The sequence below is a fragment of the Bradyrhizobium sp. CCBAU 51765 genome, from assembly GCF_015291725.1.
Lineage (GTDB): Bacteria > Pseudomonadota > Alphaproteobacteria > Rhizobiales > Xanthobacteraceae > Bradyrhizobium > Bradyrhizobium liaoningense.
Genome location: NZ_CP030038.1, coordinates 417,408 through 436,894, shown reverse-complemented (window position 1 = coordinate 436,894; position 19,487 = coordinate 417,408). Strand labels below are relative to the sequence as shown.

The following is a 19,487-nucleotide window of genomic DNA, read 5'->3' as shown; positions in this document are numbered from 1 at the left end:
GTTATGGGTCCCTGCGTTCGCAGGGACGACAGCGGAGGATGCGGCTATGAATGCGCGCATCACCGGCTTGTCATCGCGCTATCGATAGCGCAGCATCAAATAATCAAGAAATGCAGGGACAAAGCATGGCGCGCGCGAAGAACGTTCTCTGGATCATGTGCGACCAGCTTCGCTATGATTATCTCGGCTGCACCGGCCATCCCACGCTGAAGACACCGAACATCGACGCCATGGCGAAGCGCGGCGTGCTGTTCAGCAAGGCCTATGTGCAATCACCGATCTGCGGGCCCTCGCGGATGTCGTTCTACACTGGGCGCTACATGCGCTCGCACGGCTCGCATTGGAACGGCTGGCCCTTGCGCGTCGGCGAGCCCACGCTCGGCGATCACCTCAACAAGGTCGGCGTGCGCAACGTGCTGGTCGGCAAGACCCACATGGCGCCCGACCTCGAAGGCATGAAGGCGCTCGGCATCCCGCCGGAATCGATCATCGGCGTGCACGTCGCCGAATGCGGTTTCGAGCCCTATGAGCGCGACGACGGCCTGCATCCGACGGGACGTCCGCGACCGAAATACGACGCATATCTTCGCCAGCAGGGTTTTGACGCGACCAATCCCTGGGAGCACTGGGCCAATTCAGGCGCGGCCGACGATGGCTCCCTGCAGAACGGCTGGCTGCTGGTGCATGCCGACAAGGCCGCGCGCGTGCCGGACGAGCATTCCGAGACGCCCTACATGACGCGGCGCGCGATGGACTTCATCAGCGAGGCCGAGACCGACGGCCGGCCGTGGTGCCTGCATCTGTCCTATATCAAGCCGCACTGGCCCTACATCGCGCCAGAGCCCTATGCGAGCATGTATTCGACTGACGACATGATTCCGGTGATCCGCTCCGAGCGCGAGCGCCAGAATCCGCATCCCGTGTTCGGCGCCTATATGGACATGCGCTACTCCCGCAACATGGCGCGCGACGATGCCCGCGACAAGGTAATCCCGACCTATATGGGCCTGATCACGCAGATCGACGACCAGATGGGCGTGCTGATGAAGTTCCTGGAGGACCGAGGCCTCCTGGACACCACCATGATCGTGTTCACCTCCGATCACGGCGATTATCTCGGCGATCACTGGATGGGCGAAAAGGATCTGTTCCACGAGCAGTCAGCCAAGATCCCGCTCATCGTCATCGATCCCTCGAAGGAGGCCGACGCCACGCGCGGCACGCACAGCGATGCGCTGGTGGAGGCGATCGATCTCGCGCCGACCTTCGTCGATTATTTCGGCGGCAAGGTACCGGGCCACATTCTCGAAGGACGTTCGCTGCTGCCGCTGCTGCGTGGCCCGAAGCCATCGGATTGGCGCAAGGTGGCATTCTCCGAATACGACTACGCCATGCAGGACGTGCGGCTGAAGCTGAACCAGCCGATCGAGCGCTGCCGCCTGTTCATGGTGTTCGACGGCCGCTGGAAATACATTCACGCCTCCGGCTTCCGCCCGATGCTGTACGACCTCGAAACCGACCCGGACGAATATCTGGATCGCGGCGACGACCCCGATTGCGCCCCGATCATCGCGCGATTGCAGGCCGAGCTGTTCGACTGGGCGCTGCATCCGAACGGCCACATCACCACGCCGCGCGAGAAGATCGCCGCCTATGCGGACAACCAGCTGCAGGTGAAGGGCGGGATCCTGATCGGCATCTGGGACGAGCAAGAGCTCGCCGCGATCAAGGATGGCATCGCCCAGCGCGCGAAGATGTGAGCTGCTCCGCGCGCCATAACGTCGATACGATCGAACATCTATCCACGCGGTCATTGCGAGCGCAGCGAAGCAATCCAGTTCTTTCCTCGGAGAGATTCTGGATTGCTTCGTCGCAAGGGCTCCTCGCAATGACGGAGGAGAAAGCTCAATTCTCGATCTTGTAGCCCGTCGCCTTCACGATCGGCTGCCACAAGGCGATGTTCGCTGCCAGCTCCTTGGTGAGCCCATCTGCATTGCTGCCGACCGGGATCATCCCGATCGCCGTCAGTTTCTCCTTCACTTCGGGCTTGGCCAGCGCCGCGCTCGCGGCCGCGCCGAGCCTGGTCGCAAACTCCGGCGGGCTGCCGGCGGGAAGCCACATGCCGTACCAGGCGTCTGCAACGAGATCGATGCCGCTCTCCTTCAGCGTCGGAACGTCGGGCGCGAACGGCGAGCGCTCGGCACTCGCGACCGCGACGATCTTTACGCCCTTGGCGCGGTGCTGCGGCAGCGCGTCGGCCAGTGTCACGATGCCGAACGAGATGTGGCCGCCGACGAGGTCGTTGAGGATCGGCGCGCTGCCGCGATAGGGCACGCGGGTCATGGCAATGCCGAGATCCTTCTCGAGCTTGGAGCCGGTGAAATGAGGGATGGTGCCGTTGCTAGGCACGCCGAACGACGTCTTGTCGGGATGCGCCTTCAGCCAGGCGGCAAAACTCTTGAAATCCGGGGCGTCGATCCCCGGGCCGATCACGACGGCGAACTCGAACCGTGCCAGCAGCGACACCGGCATGAAGTCCCTGGCCGTGTCGAAGCTCGGTGTCGTCTCCACCATCGGCAGCAGGTACATGGTGGGCCCGGTCGTCACCAGCACCATGCTGCCGTCGGGGCTTGCACCTTTCACCGCCTTGATCCCGATCAGGCCGTCGCCGCCGGTGCGGTTCTCGACCACGATGGTCCGTTGCAGCACCGGGGCCATCTCATGTGCGATCAGGCGGCACAGCGTATCGCCGCCGGCTCCCGCTGCGAACGGGAAGATGATCTTGCTCAGCCCGGCCTGCGCCTGCGCTCCACCCGCATGCGCCAGGAGCGGCAGGCCGAGGCATCCGGTCATGAATTTGCGGCGGTCCATAGGTTTCCTCTCCAGCCCCGTTTTTGGTTGCCGGCATTAGAACCTGAACGGCATCCAAGACAAGGCCGGGGTTGGCCGTTTACCATCTCGCCCGCCTTGCGCCGGCCATCGTCCTGCTGCAAAAGCAGGCCTCACCGGCGCCGCTCTTTCGCTCCGCCGCTTCCGATGCAGAGCAATTCGCCACGCGCGCCAACACATACCCACATGGCCAGCCCCGAACTCAGTCAATTCCGCCGTATCGTCGTCAAGGTCGGCTCCGCGCTGCTGGTTGATTCCGACAAGGGCGAGGTGCGGGCGTCCTGGCTCGCCGCGCTCGCCGACGACATGGCCAAGCTGCACAACGAAGGGCGCGACGTCCTCGTCGTCTCCTCCGGCTCGATCGCGCTCGGCCGCAGCCGCCTCAAGCTGCCGCGCGGCCCGCTGAAGCTGGAGGAGAGCCAGGCCGCCGCCGCGGTCGGCCAGATCGCGCTGGCGCGGATCTGGTCCGAGGTGTTGGGGGCGCACGGCATCGGCGCCGGCCAGATCCTGGTGACGCTCCAGGACACCGAGGAGCGCCGCCGTTATCTCAACGCCCGCTCCACCATCGGCAAGCTGCTGGAATGGCGCGCCATCCCCGTGATCAACGAGAACGACACGGTCGCCACCAACGAAATCCGCTACGGCGACAATGACCGCCTCGCCGCGCGCGTTGCCACCATGGCGAGCGCCGACCTGCTCGTGCTGCTGTCCGACATCGACGGGCTCTACGACGCCCCGCCGAAGAACAACCCGGACGCAAAGCTCATTCCCGTGGTCGAGAGCATCTCCTCGGAGATCGAGGCGGTGGCGGGAGACGCCGAGTCCGAGCTGTCGCGCGGCGGCATGCGCACCAAGGTCGAGGCGGCCAAGATCGCCACGACGGGCGGCACGCACATGCTGATCGCCTCCGGCAAGATCGAGCATCCCCTGCAGGCGATCGCCAATGGCGGCCGCTGCACCTGGTTCCTGACGCCGGCCAACCCCATCACCTCGCGAAAGCGCTGGATCGCAGGCACGCTGGAGCCGAAGGGCACGCTGACGATCGATGCCGGCGCCGTGACGGCGCTGCGCGCCGGCGCCAGCCTGCTGCCGGCCGGCGTGATCAAGGTGGAGGGCCAGTTCGCCCGCGGCGATGCCGTCATCGTCCGCGGCCCCGACAGCAGCGAGGTCGGCCGCGGCCTGATCGCCTATGACGCCGAGGTCGCCGAGCGGATCAAGGGCCGCTCTTCGCCTGATGTAATGGCCATCCTCGGCATCAGCGGGCGCTCGGAGATGATCCACCGCGACGATCTGGTGGTGGGTGGGTAGAACCCCTGCCGTCATGCCCGGGCTTGTCCCGGGCATCCACGTTCTTGGTACCGCGCGAAGGTCGTGGTTGGCCGGGACAGGCCCGGCCATGACGTCCGGGGTGAGCCAATGCCAACCCATCGGGGAGACCTGCCATACCCTCCCGACCCTTCGCAAAAGCGGGATTTCCGTGCTAGGACACCGCCTTAGCAGAAGGTTGAACCCCATGGCCGCCCCCCTCAAAGCCGTTGACGGCAATGCCGATCGAGCTGGCGATCTCTTGGCGCTGATGTCCGATCTCGCCGCAAGAGCCCGCGCTGCCGCGCGTGTGCTGGCGCTGGCGCCGCCGGAGCAGAAGAACCGGGCACTCGAGGCCATGGAGCGGGCGATCCGCGCAAGCTCTGCTGCGATTCTCGCCGCCAATGCCGAGGACGTCGCCGAAGCCCGCGCCGCCGGCAACATGACCGCTTCCTTCATCGACCGCCTGACGCTGACGCCGGCGCGGATCGAGGGCATGGCCGAAGGGATCGCCATCGTCCGCGGCATCGCCGATCCCATCGGCGTCGTCACCGAGAGCTGGCAGCGGCCGAACGGCATGACCATCGAGCGCGTGCGCGTGCCGCTCGGCGTCGTCGGCGTGATCTTCGAGAGCCGTCCGAACGTTGCGGCGGACGCCGGCGTGCTGTGCCTGAAGTCCGGCAATGCCGTCATCCTGCGCGGCGGCTCCGACAGTTTTCGCTCCTGCCGTGCCATTCATGAGTGCCTGGTGCAGGGCCTGCGCGAAGCGGGCCTTCCCGAGGCTGCGATCACGCTGGTCCCGACGCGGGACCGCGCCGCGGTCGGCATGATGCTGTCAGGCCTGAACGGTGCGATCGACGTGATCGTGCCGCGCGGGGGCAAGAGCCTCGTCGCGCGTGTCGAGCAGGAGGCGCGCGTGCCGGTGTTCGCGCATCTCGAAGGCGTCAACCACGTGTATGTCGACGGCAGCGCCGACCTCGCAATGGCGAAGTCGATCGTGCTCAATGCCAAGATGCGACGCACCGGCGTCTGCGGCGCGGCCGAGACGCTGCTGGTCGATCGCGCCGCTGTTGCGAAGAACCTGAAGCCGCTGGTCGAGATGCTGCTCGATGCCGGCTGCGAGGTGCGCGGCGACGACGCCGTGCAGAAGGCCGATGCGCGCGTCAAGCCGGCGAGCGAGGAGGATTGGGACACCGAATATCTCGACGCCATCATCGCGGCGAAGGTGGTCGACGGCGTCGACGGCGCGATCGCGCACATCCAGGACCACGGCTCGCATCACACCGATGCAATCGTGAGCGCGGACGAGGCTGCGGCGAACAAGTTCCTGAGCGAGGTCGATTCCGCGATCGTGCTCCACAACGCCTCGACGCAGTTTGCCGACGGCGGCGAGTTCGGTTTCGGCGCCGAGATCGGAATTGCCACCGGCCGGTTTCACGCCCGCGGTCCGGTCGGCGCCGAGCAGTTGACGAGCTTCAAATATCGCGTCCACGGCACCGGGCAGACCCGGCCGTAGACGTCGCGAGGCGCCGGCATTGAGCAACAATTTCGTCGTGCCGCGTTCCCCGGCGCAAGCGGTCCCGCCCCACACGCCGGGCATGCGCATCGGCCTGCTCGGCGGCTCCTTCAATCCGCCGCATCAGGCGCATCGCGCCATCAGCCGGTTTGCGCTGAAGCGATTGCAGCTCGATCGCGTGTGGTGGCTGGTCACGCCCGGCAATCCGCTGAAGGAGAACGGCACGCTGCACGAGCTCGGCGAGCGCATGCAGGCCGCACGCGACGTCGCTGATGATCCGCGCATCGAGGTGAGCTGTCTCGAATCCGTCATCCGTACGCGCTACACTATCGACACGATCAACACGTTGCGCCGCCGCTTCCCTGGCCTGCGCTTTGTCTGGATCATGGGCGCCGACAATCTCGCTCAATTCCACCGTTGGCAGGACTGGCGGCGCATCGCCGCCCAGGTGCCGATGGCCATCATCGATCGCCCGCCGCAGAGTTTTCGTGCCCTCGCCTCCCCCGCCGCCCAGGCGTTATCGCGCTACCGCCTGCCCGAGACGAAGGCAGCAGGACTTGCGGATCGGCGGGCGCCCGCCTGGGTCTTCCTGACCGGATTGAAGCTGAACCTCTCCTCGACGGGCCTGCGGAACCCGGACGGGAGCTGGAAAGGTACGAAGTGAGACGAACTGTGCGGGCTGAAGGCTCTCTGGCATATTGAAACCCTTAACCCCACATGATGTAGTGTAACCAGTGAGCGCCGGATTCGGCGTTCGCGATACAGTGAAAGGAATGGTCCCTGACCACATCTGTATTGTCCAAGTCAGCTTCGACGAAGCCTGTTTTACCCAAGGTTGCCAAGCCTACGCGTAAAACATCGACCAAAGCTGCGGCCTTGAAGGCGCAACCCGACGCCGACAAGACGCTGAGCCTGATCCTCTCCCGCCTCGAGGACATGAAGGCGGAAGAGACGGTCACCATCGACCTTCGCGGCAAATCGGCGTACTCCGACTACATGATCGTGACCACCGGCCGGGTGAACCGGCACGTCGGCGCGATCGCGGAAAACGTCACCAAGAGCCTCAAGGAAAACGGCATCAAGAACATCCATGTCGAGGGCTTGCCCAATTGCGACTGGGTGCTGATCGATTCCGGCGACGTGATCGTGCACGTGTTCAGACCCGAGGTCCGCGAGTTCTACAATCTCGAGAGATTGTACACGCAGGGCCCAGGGGCGGCGAAGGCGATCTAGGCTCATCGAGCCGATTTCGAATCGGCTGACGCGCATGCTAGCGTCGTGCGCGCGCTTGTTGCGCGCGGTCCTGAAGCGCGACCCTGAAGATATCAGACCCCGAAGATATCATGCGTGTTGCTGTCATTGCGGTGGGCCGGCTCAAGCAGGGCCCCGAACGGGAGCTTGCCGACCGCTATTTCGAGCGGTTCGACGAGGCCGGCCGCAAGCTTGGATTCCGCGAGCTCAGCATCCACGAAATTCCCGAGAGCCGCGCGCGCGATACCGCGACACGGATGGCCGAAGAGGCCGCGGCGATCTCGGCGCATATCCCGGAAAGATCCGTCCTGGTGGCGCTGGACGAACGCGGCCAGAATCTCGACTCCACCGTATTCGCACGGCATCTCGGGCGCTGGCGCGACGAAGGCATCGGACATACTATTTTCGTGATCGGAGGGGCGGACGGACTTTCGCCCGAATTGCGCCGTAAGGCCAAGCTCGCGATCGCGTTCGGCTCTGCGACCTGGCCGCACCAAATGGTCCGCGTCATGCTTCTGGAACAGCTTTATCGGGCCGCCACCATTCTGGCCGGCCATCCCTATCACCGCGCGTGATGCGCGCCACAACGGGCACTTTTGCCGAGAAGCGATGCGAGCGCCGATTCTCAACCTGCTGCTGATCGCCAACGTCGCCGGCGCAAGCCTCGCGCAAGCCCAGACGGCAACACCGGCGCCCCAGACCGCAGCCATCTCGCCCGACGCGATCAAGCAGCGCGAGCAGGAGCTGGAAGCTGCGCGCGCCAGGCAGAAGAGCGCGGAAGAAGCGCAGGCCAAGCTCAAGGCCGAGATCACCGCGCTCGGCCAGGACCGCACCCAACTCAATCAGCAGCTGATCGAGACCGCCGCCAATGTGCGCACCGTGGAGACTAAGATCGACGAGGCCGAAGCGCGGCTGCGCGCGCTGAACGGCCGCGAGCAGCAGATGCGTGCTTCGCTCGATTCGCGCCGTGCCGACATCGTCGAAGTGCTCGCGGCCTTGCAGCGCGCCGGCCGGCGCACGCCTCCGGTGCTGCTGGTGCGGCCCGAAGATGCGCTGCAATCGCTGCGCACAGCGATGCTGCTCGGCGCCGTCGTGCCGGAATTGCGCGGCCGCGCGGAGAAGATCGCGGCCGAGCTCGGCGAGCTCGTGGCCTTGCGCAAGGCCATCGCCACCGAGCGCGACCAGCTCGCCTCAGACCGCGACAGGGTTCGCAACGATCAGACTCGGCTCGCGGCTTTGGTCGACGAGCGGCAACGCCAGCAGGCGGCGCGCGAGAAGGACCTGGACGCCGAGAGTTCGCGCGCCATCGCGCTTTCAAGGCAGGTCGGCGATCTCCAGGGGCTGATCGCCAAGATGGAGCAGGACCTGCAAAGCGCCGCCAAGGCTGCCGAGAAGGCCGCGGAGGCCGCAAGGCAGGCCGAGGCGAAAGCGGCCGCCAGCGCCAAGTCGGGTCCAGGCGCTTTCAAGGACAAGTCCCGCACCACCCCGGCGATCGCCTTCGCTTCCGCCAAGGGACTCCTGCCTCTGCCGGTTAACGGTAACAAGATCAGGGACTTTGGCGGTTCCGATGGGGTTGGCGGGGTCCAGAAGGGGATTTCGCTGGCCACCAAGCCCGGCTCCCAGGTCACGACGCCGTGTGACGGCTGGGTGGTCTATGCCGGGCCGTTCCGCAGCTATGGACAACTCTTGATCCTCAACGCCGGTGGCGGGTATCATGTCCTGATCGCCGGGATGGAGCGCATTTCGGTCAACATCGGACAGTTTGTGCTCACGGGGGAGCCGGTCGCGACCATGGGGTCGACCTCTCAAGTCGCCTCCATTCTCGCCACGAACGCGAGTCAACCTGTGCTGTATGTCGAGTTCCGTAAAGACGGCACTCCAATCGATCCAGGCCCATGGTGGGCCGCAAATGAAGGCGAGAAGGTTCGCGGATGATGCGCAAGACTTCAGTAATCCTCCTCAGCGCCGCCACCGGTGCAGCGCTGACGCTGTTCGTGACCCAGCCCCGCGCGGTATTCATGGGCTCAAGCGCACGAGCCGCCACCGCGGACACCTATCGCCAGCTCAATCTGTTCGGCGACGTCTTCGAGCGCGTGCGCTCCGACTATGTCGAGAAGCCCGATGACACCAAGCTGATCGAATCCGCCATCAGCGGCATGCTCACCGGCCTCGATCCGCATTCGAGCTACATGGACGCCAAGAGCTTCCGCGACATGCAGGTGCAGACCCGCGGCGAGTTCGGCGGCCTCGGCATCGAGGTCACGATGGAAGACGGCCTGATCAAGGTGGTCTCGCCGATCGACGACACGCCCGCTTCGCGCGCCGGCATCATGGCCAACGACATCATCACCAATCTCGACGACGAGGCGGTGCAGGGCCTGACCCTGAACCAGGCGGTCGAGAAGATGCGCGGTCCGGTCAACACCAAGATCAAGCTCAAGATCATCCGCAAGGGTCAGGACAATCCGCTCGACGTGACGCTCGTGCGCGACAACATCCGCGTCCGCTCGGTGCGCGCGCGTGTCGAGCAGGACGACATCGGCTACATCCGCATCACCACCTTCAACGAGCAGACCACCGAAGGCCTGAAGCGCGAGGTCGGCAACCTCACGAACCAGATCGGCGCCGACAAGCTCAAGGGCTTCATCATCGACCTGCGCAACAACCCGGGCGGCCTGCTCGAGGAGGCGGTCACCGTCTCCGACTCGTTCCTTGAGAAGGGCGAGATCGTGTCGACCCGCGGCCGCAATGCCGAGGAGACCCAGCGCCGCACCGCGCATGCGGGCGACCTGACCAAGGGCAAGCCGGTCATCGTGCTGGTCAATGGCGGCTCGGCCTCGGCGTCGGAAATCGTCGCCGGCGCGCTGCAGGACCACAAGCGTGCGACGATCGTCGGCACGCGCTCGTTCGGCAAGGGCTCGGTGCAGACCATCATTCCGCTCGGAAGTGGCAACGGAGCGCTGCGGCTGACCACGGCCCGCTACTACACGCCGTCGGGCAAGTCGATCCAGGCCAAGGGCATCGTGCCCGACATCGAGGTGCTGCAGGACGTGCCGGACGAGCTGAAGTCGCGCACCGACACCAAGGGCGAGGCCTCGCTGCGCGGCCATCTGAAGAACGACGGCGACGAGAAGACCGGCTCGCAGTCCTACGTCCCGCCGGACGCCAAGGACGACAAGGCGCTCAAGCTCGCCGGCGACCTGCTCCACGGCATCAAGAACAGCGCCTCCGCGGCGCCCACGCCGGGCAACGACAACAAGGCGACGACCGACAAGCCAAAAGCGGCGAACTGAGTCCTCGCATTCTGCGATCTGACGAAAAGGGCGGCTCCTGGAGCTGCCCTTTTGCTTGCAAGTCCGATCCCCGGCCTATCCCGGCCTGCCGCCGCTTGACCTCGGCATGGTATCGTCGGCTGGAGTGATTCGGGATCTCGCATGACTGAAACGGCCGATGATCTGAGTGCGCCGCTCGGACAGGACAAGCCGCGCCGGAAACGCCGGCTGCGGCTGCCGTTCACGGCCATGCAGCTGCTTGCCGTCCTGCTCGGACTTTTCCTCCTCACCTTTGCCGGCTTCGCCATCTTCAACAAGGATCCGCTCGGCGGCGAGCCGATGACCCGGATCGCGATCCGCGCTCCCGATGCCACGGACGAGAAGCCGGCGGCCTCCGGCCACGGCTCGGAGACCAAGCCGGAGGGCAAGCACGAGACCAAGGAGGCGCCGAAGCAGGCCGCCCCCGGTGAGCAGAAGACCATCACCATGATCGACGGCTCGACCGGCGCCCGCCACGACGTGGTGATCGGCGGTGGCGACGCCGCCGACAGGGGCGAGGCAGCATCCGCCCCGCCGCCCGTCATGGCCGGAATCAATCCGAAGCTCTTGGAGAAATCGCGCTACGGCATGATCCCGGTGGCCGCTGACGGGCTGAAGCCGTTCGACGTCTATGCGGCGGACGCCGACCGCGCCAAGGTCGCAAAGATGCCCGTGGTGGCGATCGTGATCGGCGGCCTCGGCGTCGGCGCCGCCAAGACAACCGACGCGATCATGAAGCTGCCGGCGGCGGTGACGCTGGCCTTCACGCCCTATGGCGCCGACCCCGGCAAGCTCGCCGAGCGCGCCCGCGCGCAGCGCCACGAGATCTTCCTCCAGATCCCGATGGAGCCCTATGACTTCCCCGACAACGATCCGGGACCGCAGACGCTGCTGACCTCGCTCAGCCCGGACCAGAACATGGACCGTCTCTATTGGCACCTGAGCCGGATGCAAGGCTATGCCGGCCTCACCAATTTCATGGGCGCGCGATTCATCGCGACCGAGCCGGCGATGCAGCCGATCATCCGCGAGGCGGCCAAGCGCGGCCTCGGCTTCTTCGACGACGGCTCCTCGCCGCGCAGCATCGCGCCCCAGGCCGCGGCGAACCAGGCCATGCCGTTCGGCAGGGGCGACATCGCCATCGACGTGGTGCCGACGCCGACCGAGATCGACCGCGCCCTCAACAAGCTCGAATCGACCGCACGCGAACGCGGCATCGCTGTCGGCACGGCCTCGGCCCTGCCCGTCTCGATCGAGCGCATCGGCGCCTGGACCAAGACATTGGGCGACCGAGGTATCCTTTTGGTGCCATTGACAACCGCGATGCTGAAATCAAAATCCAGCTAAATCAACGAATTGGTACGGCACGGCTCCCGCGGGGCCGCATCAAGCCGGACCTGAGGCATGCGAGAGGTCTGGCGGAATGGCGCGTTACGAGGATCTGCCCTACCGGACCTGCGTCGGTGTGATGCTGCTCAATCCAAAGGGACTGGTGTTCATCGGCCGCCGCGCCGGCGGCATCGAGCATGTCGACGACACCCATGTCTGGCAGATGCCGCAGGGCGGCGTCGACCCCGGCGAGGACACCTGGGAAGCCGCCAAGCGCGAGCTCTACGAGGAGACCAGCGTGCGCTCGGTCGAGCGGCTCGGGGAAGTCCCGGACTGGCTCACTTACGACATTCCGCGCACGGTTGCGGGGCGCGCCTGGAAGGGCCGCTACCGCGGCCAGCGCCAGAAATGGTACGCGGTGCGCTTCACCGGCAAGGACAGCGAGATCAATGTCGAGAAGCCCGGCGGTGGCGGCCACAAGGCGGAATTCGTGAGCTGGCGCTGGGAATCGATGAAGAATCTCCCTCAGTTGATCATCCCCTTCAAGCGCCCGGTCTACGAGCGCGTGGTGAAGGAATTTTCTGCGCTGGCGGATGAATGATCCACTGTCGCTCCGGGGCGATACGAAGTATCGAACCCCCAGTGCGCAATTGCGCACCTGAGAGCCTCGATATTCCGGGTTCGGTGCCTCGCATCGCCCTGGAATGACGACAAGGGATCCGCGCGTGACCAATGAAAAACCCTACCGCCCCAACGTCGGGATCGCGCTATTCAATGCCGACGGCCGTGTGCTGATCGGCCACCGCTTCAAGGGCGACGGGCCGGAGATCATCCTGCCGGGGCTCGACTGGCAGATGCCGCAGGGCGGTGTCGACGAGGGCGAGGATCTGCGCGATGCGGCGATGCGCGAGCTCTGGGAGGAGACCAATGTCGTGAGCGCCGACTTTCTCGGCGAAACCGACTGGTTGGCCTACGAGTTCCCGCCTTACGACGGGCCGGAGACGCACCGGCTGGCGAAATTCCGAGGCCAGCGGCAAAAATGGTTCGCGCTGCGCTTCACCGGCCGCGACGACGAGATCGATCCGCTGACACCGCGCAACGGCCAGCCCGCCGAGTTCGACGCCTGGCGCTGGGAGCGCCTCGACCGTGTCGTCGATCTCGTGGTGCCGTTCCGCCGCGACGTGTACCGCGCCGTGGCGCGAGAGTTTGCTGCCTTCGGAAGCTGAAGGGGCGAAAACAACCCCATGCACAGTAGCGAAGTGTTTGACACGTCGCGATAAAATCGGCGGCAGCTCCAGCGATCCCGCAACAAAGTTTCAGCGCCCGCCACTTCCGTGACGAGCGCTGAAACTGTTCAGAAATTGCAGATTTGAGCCCCGGAGCGGTGCCCCGGGGCTTAGTGCATAGCCGTGGAGCTGAGCTGCTGCTGGATGCTCTTGAAGTGGTCGAGCCGCTCGATGGCGTGATCGAGCTCGCCGCCTTCGTGCTCCTTCAATCCCTCTTCCATCTCCGCGATCGTCTCGGCGAACTGGGCACGGTCGAGCTCGGCCAGCGACGTCGCGACGTCGGCGAGCACGGTCAGGCCCTTGTCGGAGACTTCGGCGATGCCGCCGAGCACGATGACCTTCTCGTGCCTGCCGCCGCTGGTGATGGTGAGAATGCCCGGGCGGATCGCGGCCACGACCGGCGCATGTCCGGCCAGCACGCCAAAATCACCCTCGACGCCGGGGATGTCGACCTGATCGACCTCGCCCGAGAAGGCGAGCTTTTCCGGAGAGACGAGATCGAAGTGGAAGGTGGCCATGGGAAACCTGCGAATAGCGAGTGGCGAATAGCGAGTGGCGGTCGGGAGCAGCGGACGATGCGCTACTCCCCATTCGCCATTCGCCTCTTAAGCCGCTTCAGCGGCGAGCTTCTTGCCCTTCTCGACCGCTTCTTCGATGGTGCCGACCATGTAGAAGGCGGCTTCCGGCAGGTGATCGTACTTGCCTTCCACCAGGCCCTTGAAGCCCTTGATGGTGTCGGCGAGCTCGACGAACTTGCCCGGCGATCCCGTGAAGATTTCGGCAACGTGGAACGGCTGCGACATGAAGCGCTCGACCTTGCGGGCGCGGGCCACCGTCAGCTTGTCCTCTTCCGAAAGCTCGTCCATGCCGAGAATGGCGATGATGTCCTGGAGCGCCTTGTAGCGCTGCAGCACCTGCTGGACCTGACGGGCGACGGCGTAGTGCTCCTCGCCGACGACCAGCGGGGAGAGCATGCGCGAGGTCGAGTCGAGCGGATCCACCGCGGGGTAGATGCCCTTTTCGGCGATCGAACGCGACAGCGTGGTGGTCGCGTCAAGATGCGCGAACGAGGTCGCGGGCGCCGGGTCGGTCAAGTCGTCGGCCGGAACGTAGATGGCCTGCACCGAGGTGATCGAGCCCTTCTGCGTGGTCGTGATGCGCTCCTGCAGCGCGCCCATGTCGGTGGCGAGCGTCGGCTGATAGCCCACCGCCGAAGGAATACGGCCGAGCAGCGCCGACACTTCCGAGCCGGCCTGGGTGAAACGGAAGATGTTGTCGACGAAGAACAGCACGTCCTGGCCCTTGTCGCGGAAGTCCTCTGCGATGGTGAGGCCGGTGAGCGCGACGCGGGCGCGGGCGCCCGGCGGCTCGTTCATCTGGCCGAACACCAGCGCGCACTTCGACTTCACGCTCGGATCCGGATTCTTCGGATCGGCGTTGACCTTGGACTCGATGAACTCGTGATAGAGGTCGTTGCCCTCGCGGGTGCGCTCGCCGACACCGGCGAACACGGAGTAGCCGCCGTGGGCCTTCGCGACGTTGTTGATCAGTTCCTGAATCAGCACGGTCTTGCCGACGCCGGCGCCGCCGAACAGGCCGATCTTGCCGCCCTTGGCGTAGGGCGCGAGCAGGTCCACGACCTTGATGCCGGTGACGAGAATTTCGGCTTCGGTCGACTGGTCGGTGTAGCTCGGCGCTTCCTGGTGGATGGCGCGCAGGCCTTCCGACTTGACCGGGCCGGCTTCGTCGATCGGCTCGCCGATGACGTTGATGATGCGGCCGAGCGTGCCTTCACCGACGGGAACGCGGATCGGCGCGCCGGTGTCGGTCACTTCCTGGCCGCGGACCAGACCTTCGGTGGTGTCCATCGCGATCGTGCGCACGGTGGATTCGCCGAGATGCTGGGCGACCTCGAGCACCAGGCGGTTGCCGCCGTTCTTGGTCTCGAGCGAGTTGAGAATGGCCGGGAGGTGGCCTTCGAACTGCACGTCGACGACGGCGCCGATGACCTGGGTGACGCGACCGACCTGGGCTGCCATTGAATGTCTCCTTCGATCCGAACTTCTAAACCACGGTCAGCGTGACCGGGATGTTGCGTATGATGGGTACCGACGCGCCTTGATCAGACGGCTTCGGCGCCCGAGATGATTTCGATCAGTTCCTTGGTGATCTGCGCCTGACGCGTGCGGTTGTAGACCAGCGTCTGCTTGCGGATCATTTCACCGGCGTTGCGCGTCGCGTTGTCCATCGCGCTCATCTGCGCACCGTAGAACGAGGCGTTGTTCTCGAGCAGCGCGCGGAAGATCTGGACCGCGAGGTTGCGCGGCAGAAGGCGGGTGAGGATCTCGTCCTCTTCCGGCTCGTATTCGTAGGACGTGGTGCTCGCAGCAGCGCTCTCCTCGACGACCAGCGGGATCACCTGCTGGGCGGTCGGGATCTGCGCGATCACCGATTTGAAGCGCGAATAGAACAGCGTGCAGACGTCGAACTCGCCGTTCTCGAAACGGGCCAGGACCTTCTTGGCGATGTCCTCGGCGTTGACGAAGCCGAGCTGGCGGACGCTGCGCAGATCGAGATGCTCGACGATCTGCTTGTCGAACAGGCGGCGCAGCTGCTCGTAGCCCTTGCGGCCGACGCAGAAGAACTTCACGTCCTTGCCCTGCGCCATCAGCGCGAGGGCGCGCTCGCGCGCCAGGCGCACGATCGAGGAGTTGAAGGCGCCGGACAGGCCGCGCTCGCCGGTGCAGACCAGCAGCAGATGCACCTGATCCCTGCCGGTGCCGGCCAGCAGAACCGGCGCGCCGGGCGAGCCCGCGGCGGCGCTGGCGATGTTGGAGATCACCGCGCTCATCTTGTCGGCATAGGGACGCGCCGCTTCCGCGGCAGTCTGCGCACGGCGCAGCTTGGAGGCTGCAACCATCTGCATGGCCTTGGTGATCTTTTGCGTCGCCTTGGTGGAGGCGATGCGGACGCGCATGTCTTTAAGTGACGCCATTCTTCGTCCCCGACGGTTCGATCCCTCGGATCAAGCCGCTAGCCTATCTCTGTCGTCATGCCCGGGCTCGTCCCGGGCATCCACGTCTTCACATTCCACGCAGCAAGGCGTGGATGGCCGGGACTTCAGTTGCGAAGACGCGCTTCGCGCTTTAGCCCGGCCATGACGGCGTTGTTACGCGAAGCTCTTCGCGAAACCTTCGACCACCGACTTCAGCTTGCCAGCGGTGTCGTCGGCGAGATCGCGGCTGTCGCGGATCGCGTTGAGGATGTCGACGTGCTTGCCGCGCAGCAGCGAGAGCAGGCCATCCTCGAACGCGCGCACCTTGTTGAGCGGGAGCGGATCGAGATAGCCGTTGGTGCCGGCCCAGATCACGCAAACCTGCTCTTCCATCTTCAGCGGCGAGAACTGCGGCTGCTTCAGGAGCTCGGTCAGGCGCGAGCCGCGGTTGAGCAGGCGCTGGGTCGAGGCGTCGAGGTCGGAGCCGAACTGCGCGAACGCCGCCATTTCGCGGTACTGCGCGAGCTCGCCCTTGATCTTGCCGGCGACCTTCTTGGTGGCCTTGGTCTGCGCCGAGGAGCCGACGCGCGACACCGACAGACCGACGTTCACGGCAGGACGGATGCCCTGGAAGAACAGGTCGGTTTCCAGGAAGATCTGGCCGTCGGTGATCGAGATGACGTTGGTCGGGATGTAGGCCGACACGTCGTTGGCCTGGGTTTCGATGACCGGCAGCGCCGTCAGCGAGCCCGAGCCCTGGTCCTTGTTCAGCTTCGCCGCGCGCTCGAGCAGGCGGGAGTGCAGATAGAACACGTCGCCCGGATAGGCTTCGCGGCCCGGCGGGCGGCGCAGCAGCAGCGACATCTGGCGGTAGGCGACGGCCTGCTTGGAGAGGTCGTCATAGATGATGACCGCGTGCATGCCGTTGTCGCGGAAGTACTCGCCCATGGTGCAGCCGGTGAAGGGCGCGATGTACTGCATCGGCGCCGGATCGGAGGCGGTGGCGGCGACGACGATCGAATATTCGAGCGCGCCCTGCTCTTCCAGCACCTTCACGAACTGGGCGACGGTGGAGCGCTTCTGGCCGACCGCGACGTAGACGCAGTACAGCTTGATGTTCTCGTCGGGCTGCGCGTTGAGCGGCTTCTGGTTCAGGATGGTGTCGAGTGCGATCGCGGTCTTGCCGGTCTGGCGGTCGCCGATGATCAGCTCGCGCTGGCCACGGCCGATCGGGATCAGGGCGTCGATCGCCTTGAGGCCGGTCGCCATCGGCTCGCTCACCGACTTGCGCGGAATGATGCCGGGCGCCTTGACGTCGACGCGCATGCGCTTCTCGGCCTGGATCGGGCCCTTGCCGTCGATCGGGTTGCCGAGCGCGTCGACGACGCGGCCGAGCAGCCCCTTGCCGACCGGCGCGTCCACGATGGCGCGGGTACGCTTGACGGTCTGGCCTTCCTTGATCTCGCGGTCGGCACCGAAAATAACGACGCCGACGTTGTCGGTTTCGAGGTTCAGCGCCATGCCGCGGGTGCCGTTCTCGAACTCGACCATTTCACCGGCCTGGACGTTGTCCAGACCGTAGACGCGGGCGATACCGTCGCCGACGGACAGCACCTGTCCGACTTCGGAGACTTCAGCTTCCTGGCCGAAATTCTTGATCTGGTCCTTGAGGATCGCGGAAATTTCCGCGGCGCGGATGTCCATCAGCCTGCCTCTTTCATCGCGTGCTTGATCGAATTGAGTTTGGTGCGAAGCGAACCATCCACCATGCGGCTGCCAAGCTTGACGACGAGGCCACCGATGATCGAAGGATCGACTTTCACGTTCAGCGCGACGTCCTTGCCGGTCACCGACTTCAGGGCAACCTTGAGGGCATCGAGATTCTTGTCCGAGAGCGCTTCCGCCACGGTGACGTCGGCCGTCGTCTCGCCCTTGAACTTGGCGACGAGGGCGCGGTAGCCGCGGATGACGTCGGCCACCACGAACAGGCGGCGGTTGGCGGTCAGCACCTTGAGGAAGTTGGCGGAGATGCCGGCGATCCCGGCCTTGGCCAGCACGGCCGAGAGGGCCCGAGACTGGGCGTCGGCCGCGAACACCGGGCTGCGGACGAGGCGTTTGAGATCCGCGCTCTCGTTCAGCAGGGCATCGAATTTATCGAGATCGGCTTTGACCTCGTCGACCACTTTCTGGTCGCGGGCCAGTTCAAACAAGGCCGTTGCATAACGGCCGGACACACCTGAAACGGACGTATCTTCTGCAGCCACAGACGCGCTCTTTTTGCTGTCAAACTCGCAAGGGAAAAACCGTCGCCACGAAGCGGCGCCTAGCGATCCAAGCCCTTGGAATTCAAGCGGGACTTCGATTTTCGACCAGCACGGGAGGTGCCGGGCTCGTTAAAATCGCGGCTTTGCTAACATAGCAGGCGCGCACGTGCAACATGACGCCAAATTAAAGGCACGAGGTTCTCTCGCCAGTTCGTCGCAGCGGACGACGCCGCGACGGCGTCGCTGACGCGTTCGGGCTGATGACCTCCCGCATTGCGGAAATTGCCGGGAGCCTCCCGGCGTTTGGTTCCCGCCCCTAGCGCATAGCGGCCATGAACACGGATCGCTGAGGCGTGATTTCGAAGGCGCCGGTTCCACTGGCCGAATACTTACCGAATTCTGAACAATCGAAGCGATCACTTCGTTTTACAGTATTACGAAGTAATCATGAGGTTAATGAATCGTTAAAGCCGAAGATTACGGAACATCCTCTGATTATCGCACAACGGTAACAAGATGTTTCATGACGAAACATACCCAATTTACTGCCCAATTCACGCCTCATTGGGAATCGAAACGCCAAACCGCTCACAAACTGATGGGGGCTCCACTAGCCACACATGTGGCAATACTAGCTTAGGGACCAATAAATGCTGTCTTTGAAGACGCTGGGCTTTGTGACCCGGCCGCGTACGGCGATCGCTTTCGTCGCCGCAACCCTCCTCATCGGTGGAACCGCCACCGAAGCGTCCGCCAAATCCCGGCATCACCGGCACCATCATCATCACCGCCACCACGCCCAGACCGACACCAACGCGACCTCCGATTGGCGCAACGCCAATGCGTCGATGACGCCAACCTCCGGCACGGGCCGCAGCTTCTCCGGCATGGCTTCCTTTTACGGCAACGAGTCCGGCAGCCGGACGGCGTCGGGCCAGCGCTTCAACCAGAACGCCATGACCGCGGCGCACCGTTCACTGCCGTTCGGCACCAAGCTGCGTGTCACCCATCGCGGCCAGAGCGTGGTCGTCACCATCAATGACCGCGGTCCGTTCATTCGCGGCCGTGTCCTCGACCTCTCCACCGGCGCTGCCCGCGCCATCGGCCTCACCGGTGCCGGCGTCGGCCGCGTCACCGCGGAAGTCGTTTCCTAAAGGGGCGCTTCAACGCCTCTCCTCGCACGCGTAGTTTCCATCAGTTTGCTGCGCGCGTGAGACAAGCCCGTGGTCTTGGGGGACCGCGGGCTTTTTTTGTCGTCATTCCGGGGCGCGCGCAGCGCGAACCCGGAATGCATCGCGCGGCAGAGTTGGTGGAGGAATGGATTCCGGGCTCGCGACTTCG

Annotated in this window: 18 protein-coding genes; 12 read left to right on the top strand and 6 right to left on the bottom strand. The window is 65.0% G+C overall.

Annotated features, from left to right (window positions below; genetic code table 11):
* Positions 1 to 125: 125 nt before the first annotated feature.
* On the top strand, positions 126 to 1,760 hold the full coding sequence (locus tag XH96_RS02040) for an alkaline phosphatase family protein (RefSeq protein ID WP_194390834.1): 1,635 nt from the start codon (positions 126 to 128) through the stop codon (positions 1,758 to 1,760).
* 145 nt (positions 1,761 to 1,905) lie between these two features.
* Here XH96_RS02040 and XH96_RS02035 read toward each other — a convergent pair whose 3' ends face one another.
* Complete coding sequence (locus tag XH96_RS02035) at positions 1,906 to 2,871, bottom strand: Bug family tripartite tricarboxylate transporter substrate binding protein (RefSeq protein WP_194390833.1); 966 nt, start codon at positions 2,869 to 2,871, stop codon at positions 1,906 to 1,908.
* Positions 2,872 to 3,075: 204 nt separating this feature from the next.
* On the opposite strand from XH96_RS02035, the gene proB reads away from it, so the two are divergent.
* The 10 genes from proB to XH96_RS01985 all read left to right on the top strand — a co-directional run bounded on the left by proB (position 3,076) and on the right by XH96_RS01985 (position 12,827).
* Entirely contained in the window at positions 3,076 to 4,197 is a 1,122-nt protein-coding gene (gene proB, locus XH96_RS02030; RefSeq protein WP_194390832.1) for a glutamate 5-kinase, read from the top strand.
* Between the two features lie 205 nt (positions 4,198 to 4,402).
* Positions 4,403 to 5,710 (top strand): glutamate-5-semialdehyde dehydrogenase, encoded by a 1,308-nt coding sequence (locus tag XH96_RS02025; RefSeq protein ID WP_194390831.1) that lies wholly within the window; start codon positions 4,403 to 4,405, stop codon positions 5,708 to 5,710.
* Positions 5,711 to 5,729: 19 nt separating this feature from the next.
* A complete protein-coding gene (locus XH96_RS02020) occupies positions 5,730 to 6,374 on the top strand; it encodes a nicotinate-nucleotide adenylyltransferase (RefSeq protein ID WP_194390830.1) in 645 nt (214 codons plus the stop codon).
* 212 nt (positions 6,375 to 6,586) lie between these two features.
* Positions 6,587 to 6,943 (top strand): ribosome silencing factor, encoded by a 357-nt coding sequence (rsfS, locus tag XH96_RS02015; RefSeq protein WP_024338888.1) that lies wholly within the window; start codon positions 6,587 to 6,589, stop codon positions 6,941 to 6,943.
* A gap of 110 nt (positions 6,944 to 7,053) precedes the next feature.
* The gene (rlmH, locus tag XH96_RS02010; RefSeq protein WP_194390829.1) at positions 7,054 to 7,536 is read left to right on the top strand and encodes a 23S rRNA (pseudouridine(1915)-N(3))-methyltransferase RlmH; all 483 of its coding nucleotides are present in this window, start codon (positions 7,054 to 7,056) and stop codon (positions 7,534 to 7,536) included.
* 34 nt (positions 7,537 to 7,570) lie between these two features.
* On the top strand, positions 7,571 to 8,896 hold the full coding sequence (locus tag XH96_RS02005) for a murein hydrolase activator EnvC (RefSeq protein ID WP_194390828.1): 1,326 nt from the start codon (positions 7,571 to 7,573) through the stop codon (positions 8,894 to 8,896).
* Entirely contained in the window at positions 8,893 to 10,254 is a 1,362-nt protein-coding gene (locus tag XH96_RS02000; RefSeq protein WP_194390827.1) for a S41 family peptidase, read from the top strand. Before XH96_RS02005 ends, XH96_RS02000 begins: the two co-directional genes overlap by 4 nt.
* Before the next feature lie 141 nt (positions 10,255 to 10,395).
* Complete coding sequence (locus tag XH96_RS01995; RefSeq protein ID WP_194390826.1) at positions 10,396 to 11,619, top strand: divergent polysaccharide deacetylase family protein; 1,224 nt, start codon at positions 10,396 to 10,398, stop codon at positions 11,617 to 11,619.
* Positions 11,620 to 11,695: 76 nt separating this feature from the next.
* On the top strand, positions 11,696 to 12,202 hold the full coding sequence (locus XH96_RS01990) for an RNA pyrophosphohydrolase (RefSeq protein ID WP_194390825.1): 507 nt from the start codon (positions 11,696 to 11,698) through the stop codon (positions 12,200 to 12,202).
* Between the two features lie 124 nt (positions 12,203 to 12,326).
* Entirely contained in the window at positions 12,327 to 12,827 is a 501-nt protein-coding gene (locus XH96_RS01985; protein WP_194390824.1) for an RNA pyrophosphohydrolase, read from the top strand.
* Between the two features lie 170 nt (positions 12,828 to 12,997).
* On the opposite strand, the gene XH96_RS01980 is transcribed toward XH96_RS01985, so the two are convergent.
* The 5 genes from XH96_RS01980 to XH96_RS01960 form a co-directional block, all read right to left on the bottom strand.
* The gene (locus XH96_RS01980; protein WP_028177716.1) at positions 12,998 to 13,405 is read right to left on the bottom strand and encodes a F0F1 ATP synthase subunit epsilon; all 408 of its coding nucleotides are present in this window, start codon (positions 13,403 to 13,405) and stop codon (positions 12,998 to 13,000) included.
* Positions 13,406 to 13,492: 87 nt separating this feature from the next.
* Positions 13,493 to 14,926, bottom strand: coding sequence for a F0F1 ATP synthase subunit beta (gene atpD, locus XH96_RS01975; RefSeq protein WP_131874106.1), 1,434 nt, complete (start codon positions 14,924 to 14,926; stop codon positions 13,493 to 13,495).
* 83 nt (positions 14,927 to 15,009) lie between these two features.
* Entirely contained in the window at positions 15,010 to 15,882 is an 873-nt protein-coding gene (locus XH96_RS01970; RefSeq protein WP_194390823.1) for a F0F1 ATP synthase subunit gamma, read from the bottom strand.
* A 174-nt stretch (positions 15,883 to 16,056) separates the two neighbouring features.
* Positions 16,057 to 17,586, bottom strand: a complete 1,530-nt coding sequence (gene atpA, locus XH96_RS01965) for a F0F1 ATP synthase subunit alpha (RefSeq protein ID WP_061880207.1) — start codon at positions 17,584 to 17,586, stop codon at positions 16,057 to 16,059.
* A complete protein-coding gene (locus XH96_RS01960; protein WP_131874110.1) occupies positions 17,586 to 18,146 on the bottom strand; it encodes a F0F1 ATP synthase subunit delta in 561 nt (186 codons plus the stop codon). The genes atpA and XH96_RS01960 overlap by 1 nt, the downstream gene beginning before the upstream one ends.
* A gap of 650 nt (positions 18,147 to 18,796) precedes the next feature.
* Here XH96_RS01960 and XH96_RS01955 point away from each other — a divergent pair.
* Positions 18,797 to 19,300, top strand: a complete 504-nt coding sequence (locus XH96_RS01955) for a septal ring lytic transglycosylase RlpA family protein (RefSeq protein ID WP_194390822.1) — start codon at positions 18,797 to 18,799, stop codon at positions 19,298 to 19,300.
* The last annotated feature ends 187 nt before the right edge of the window (positions 19,301 to 19,487 follow it).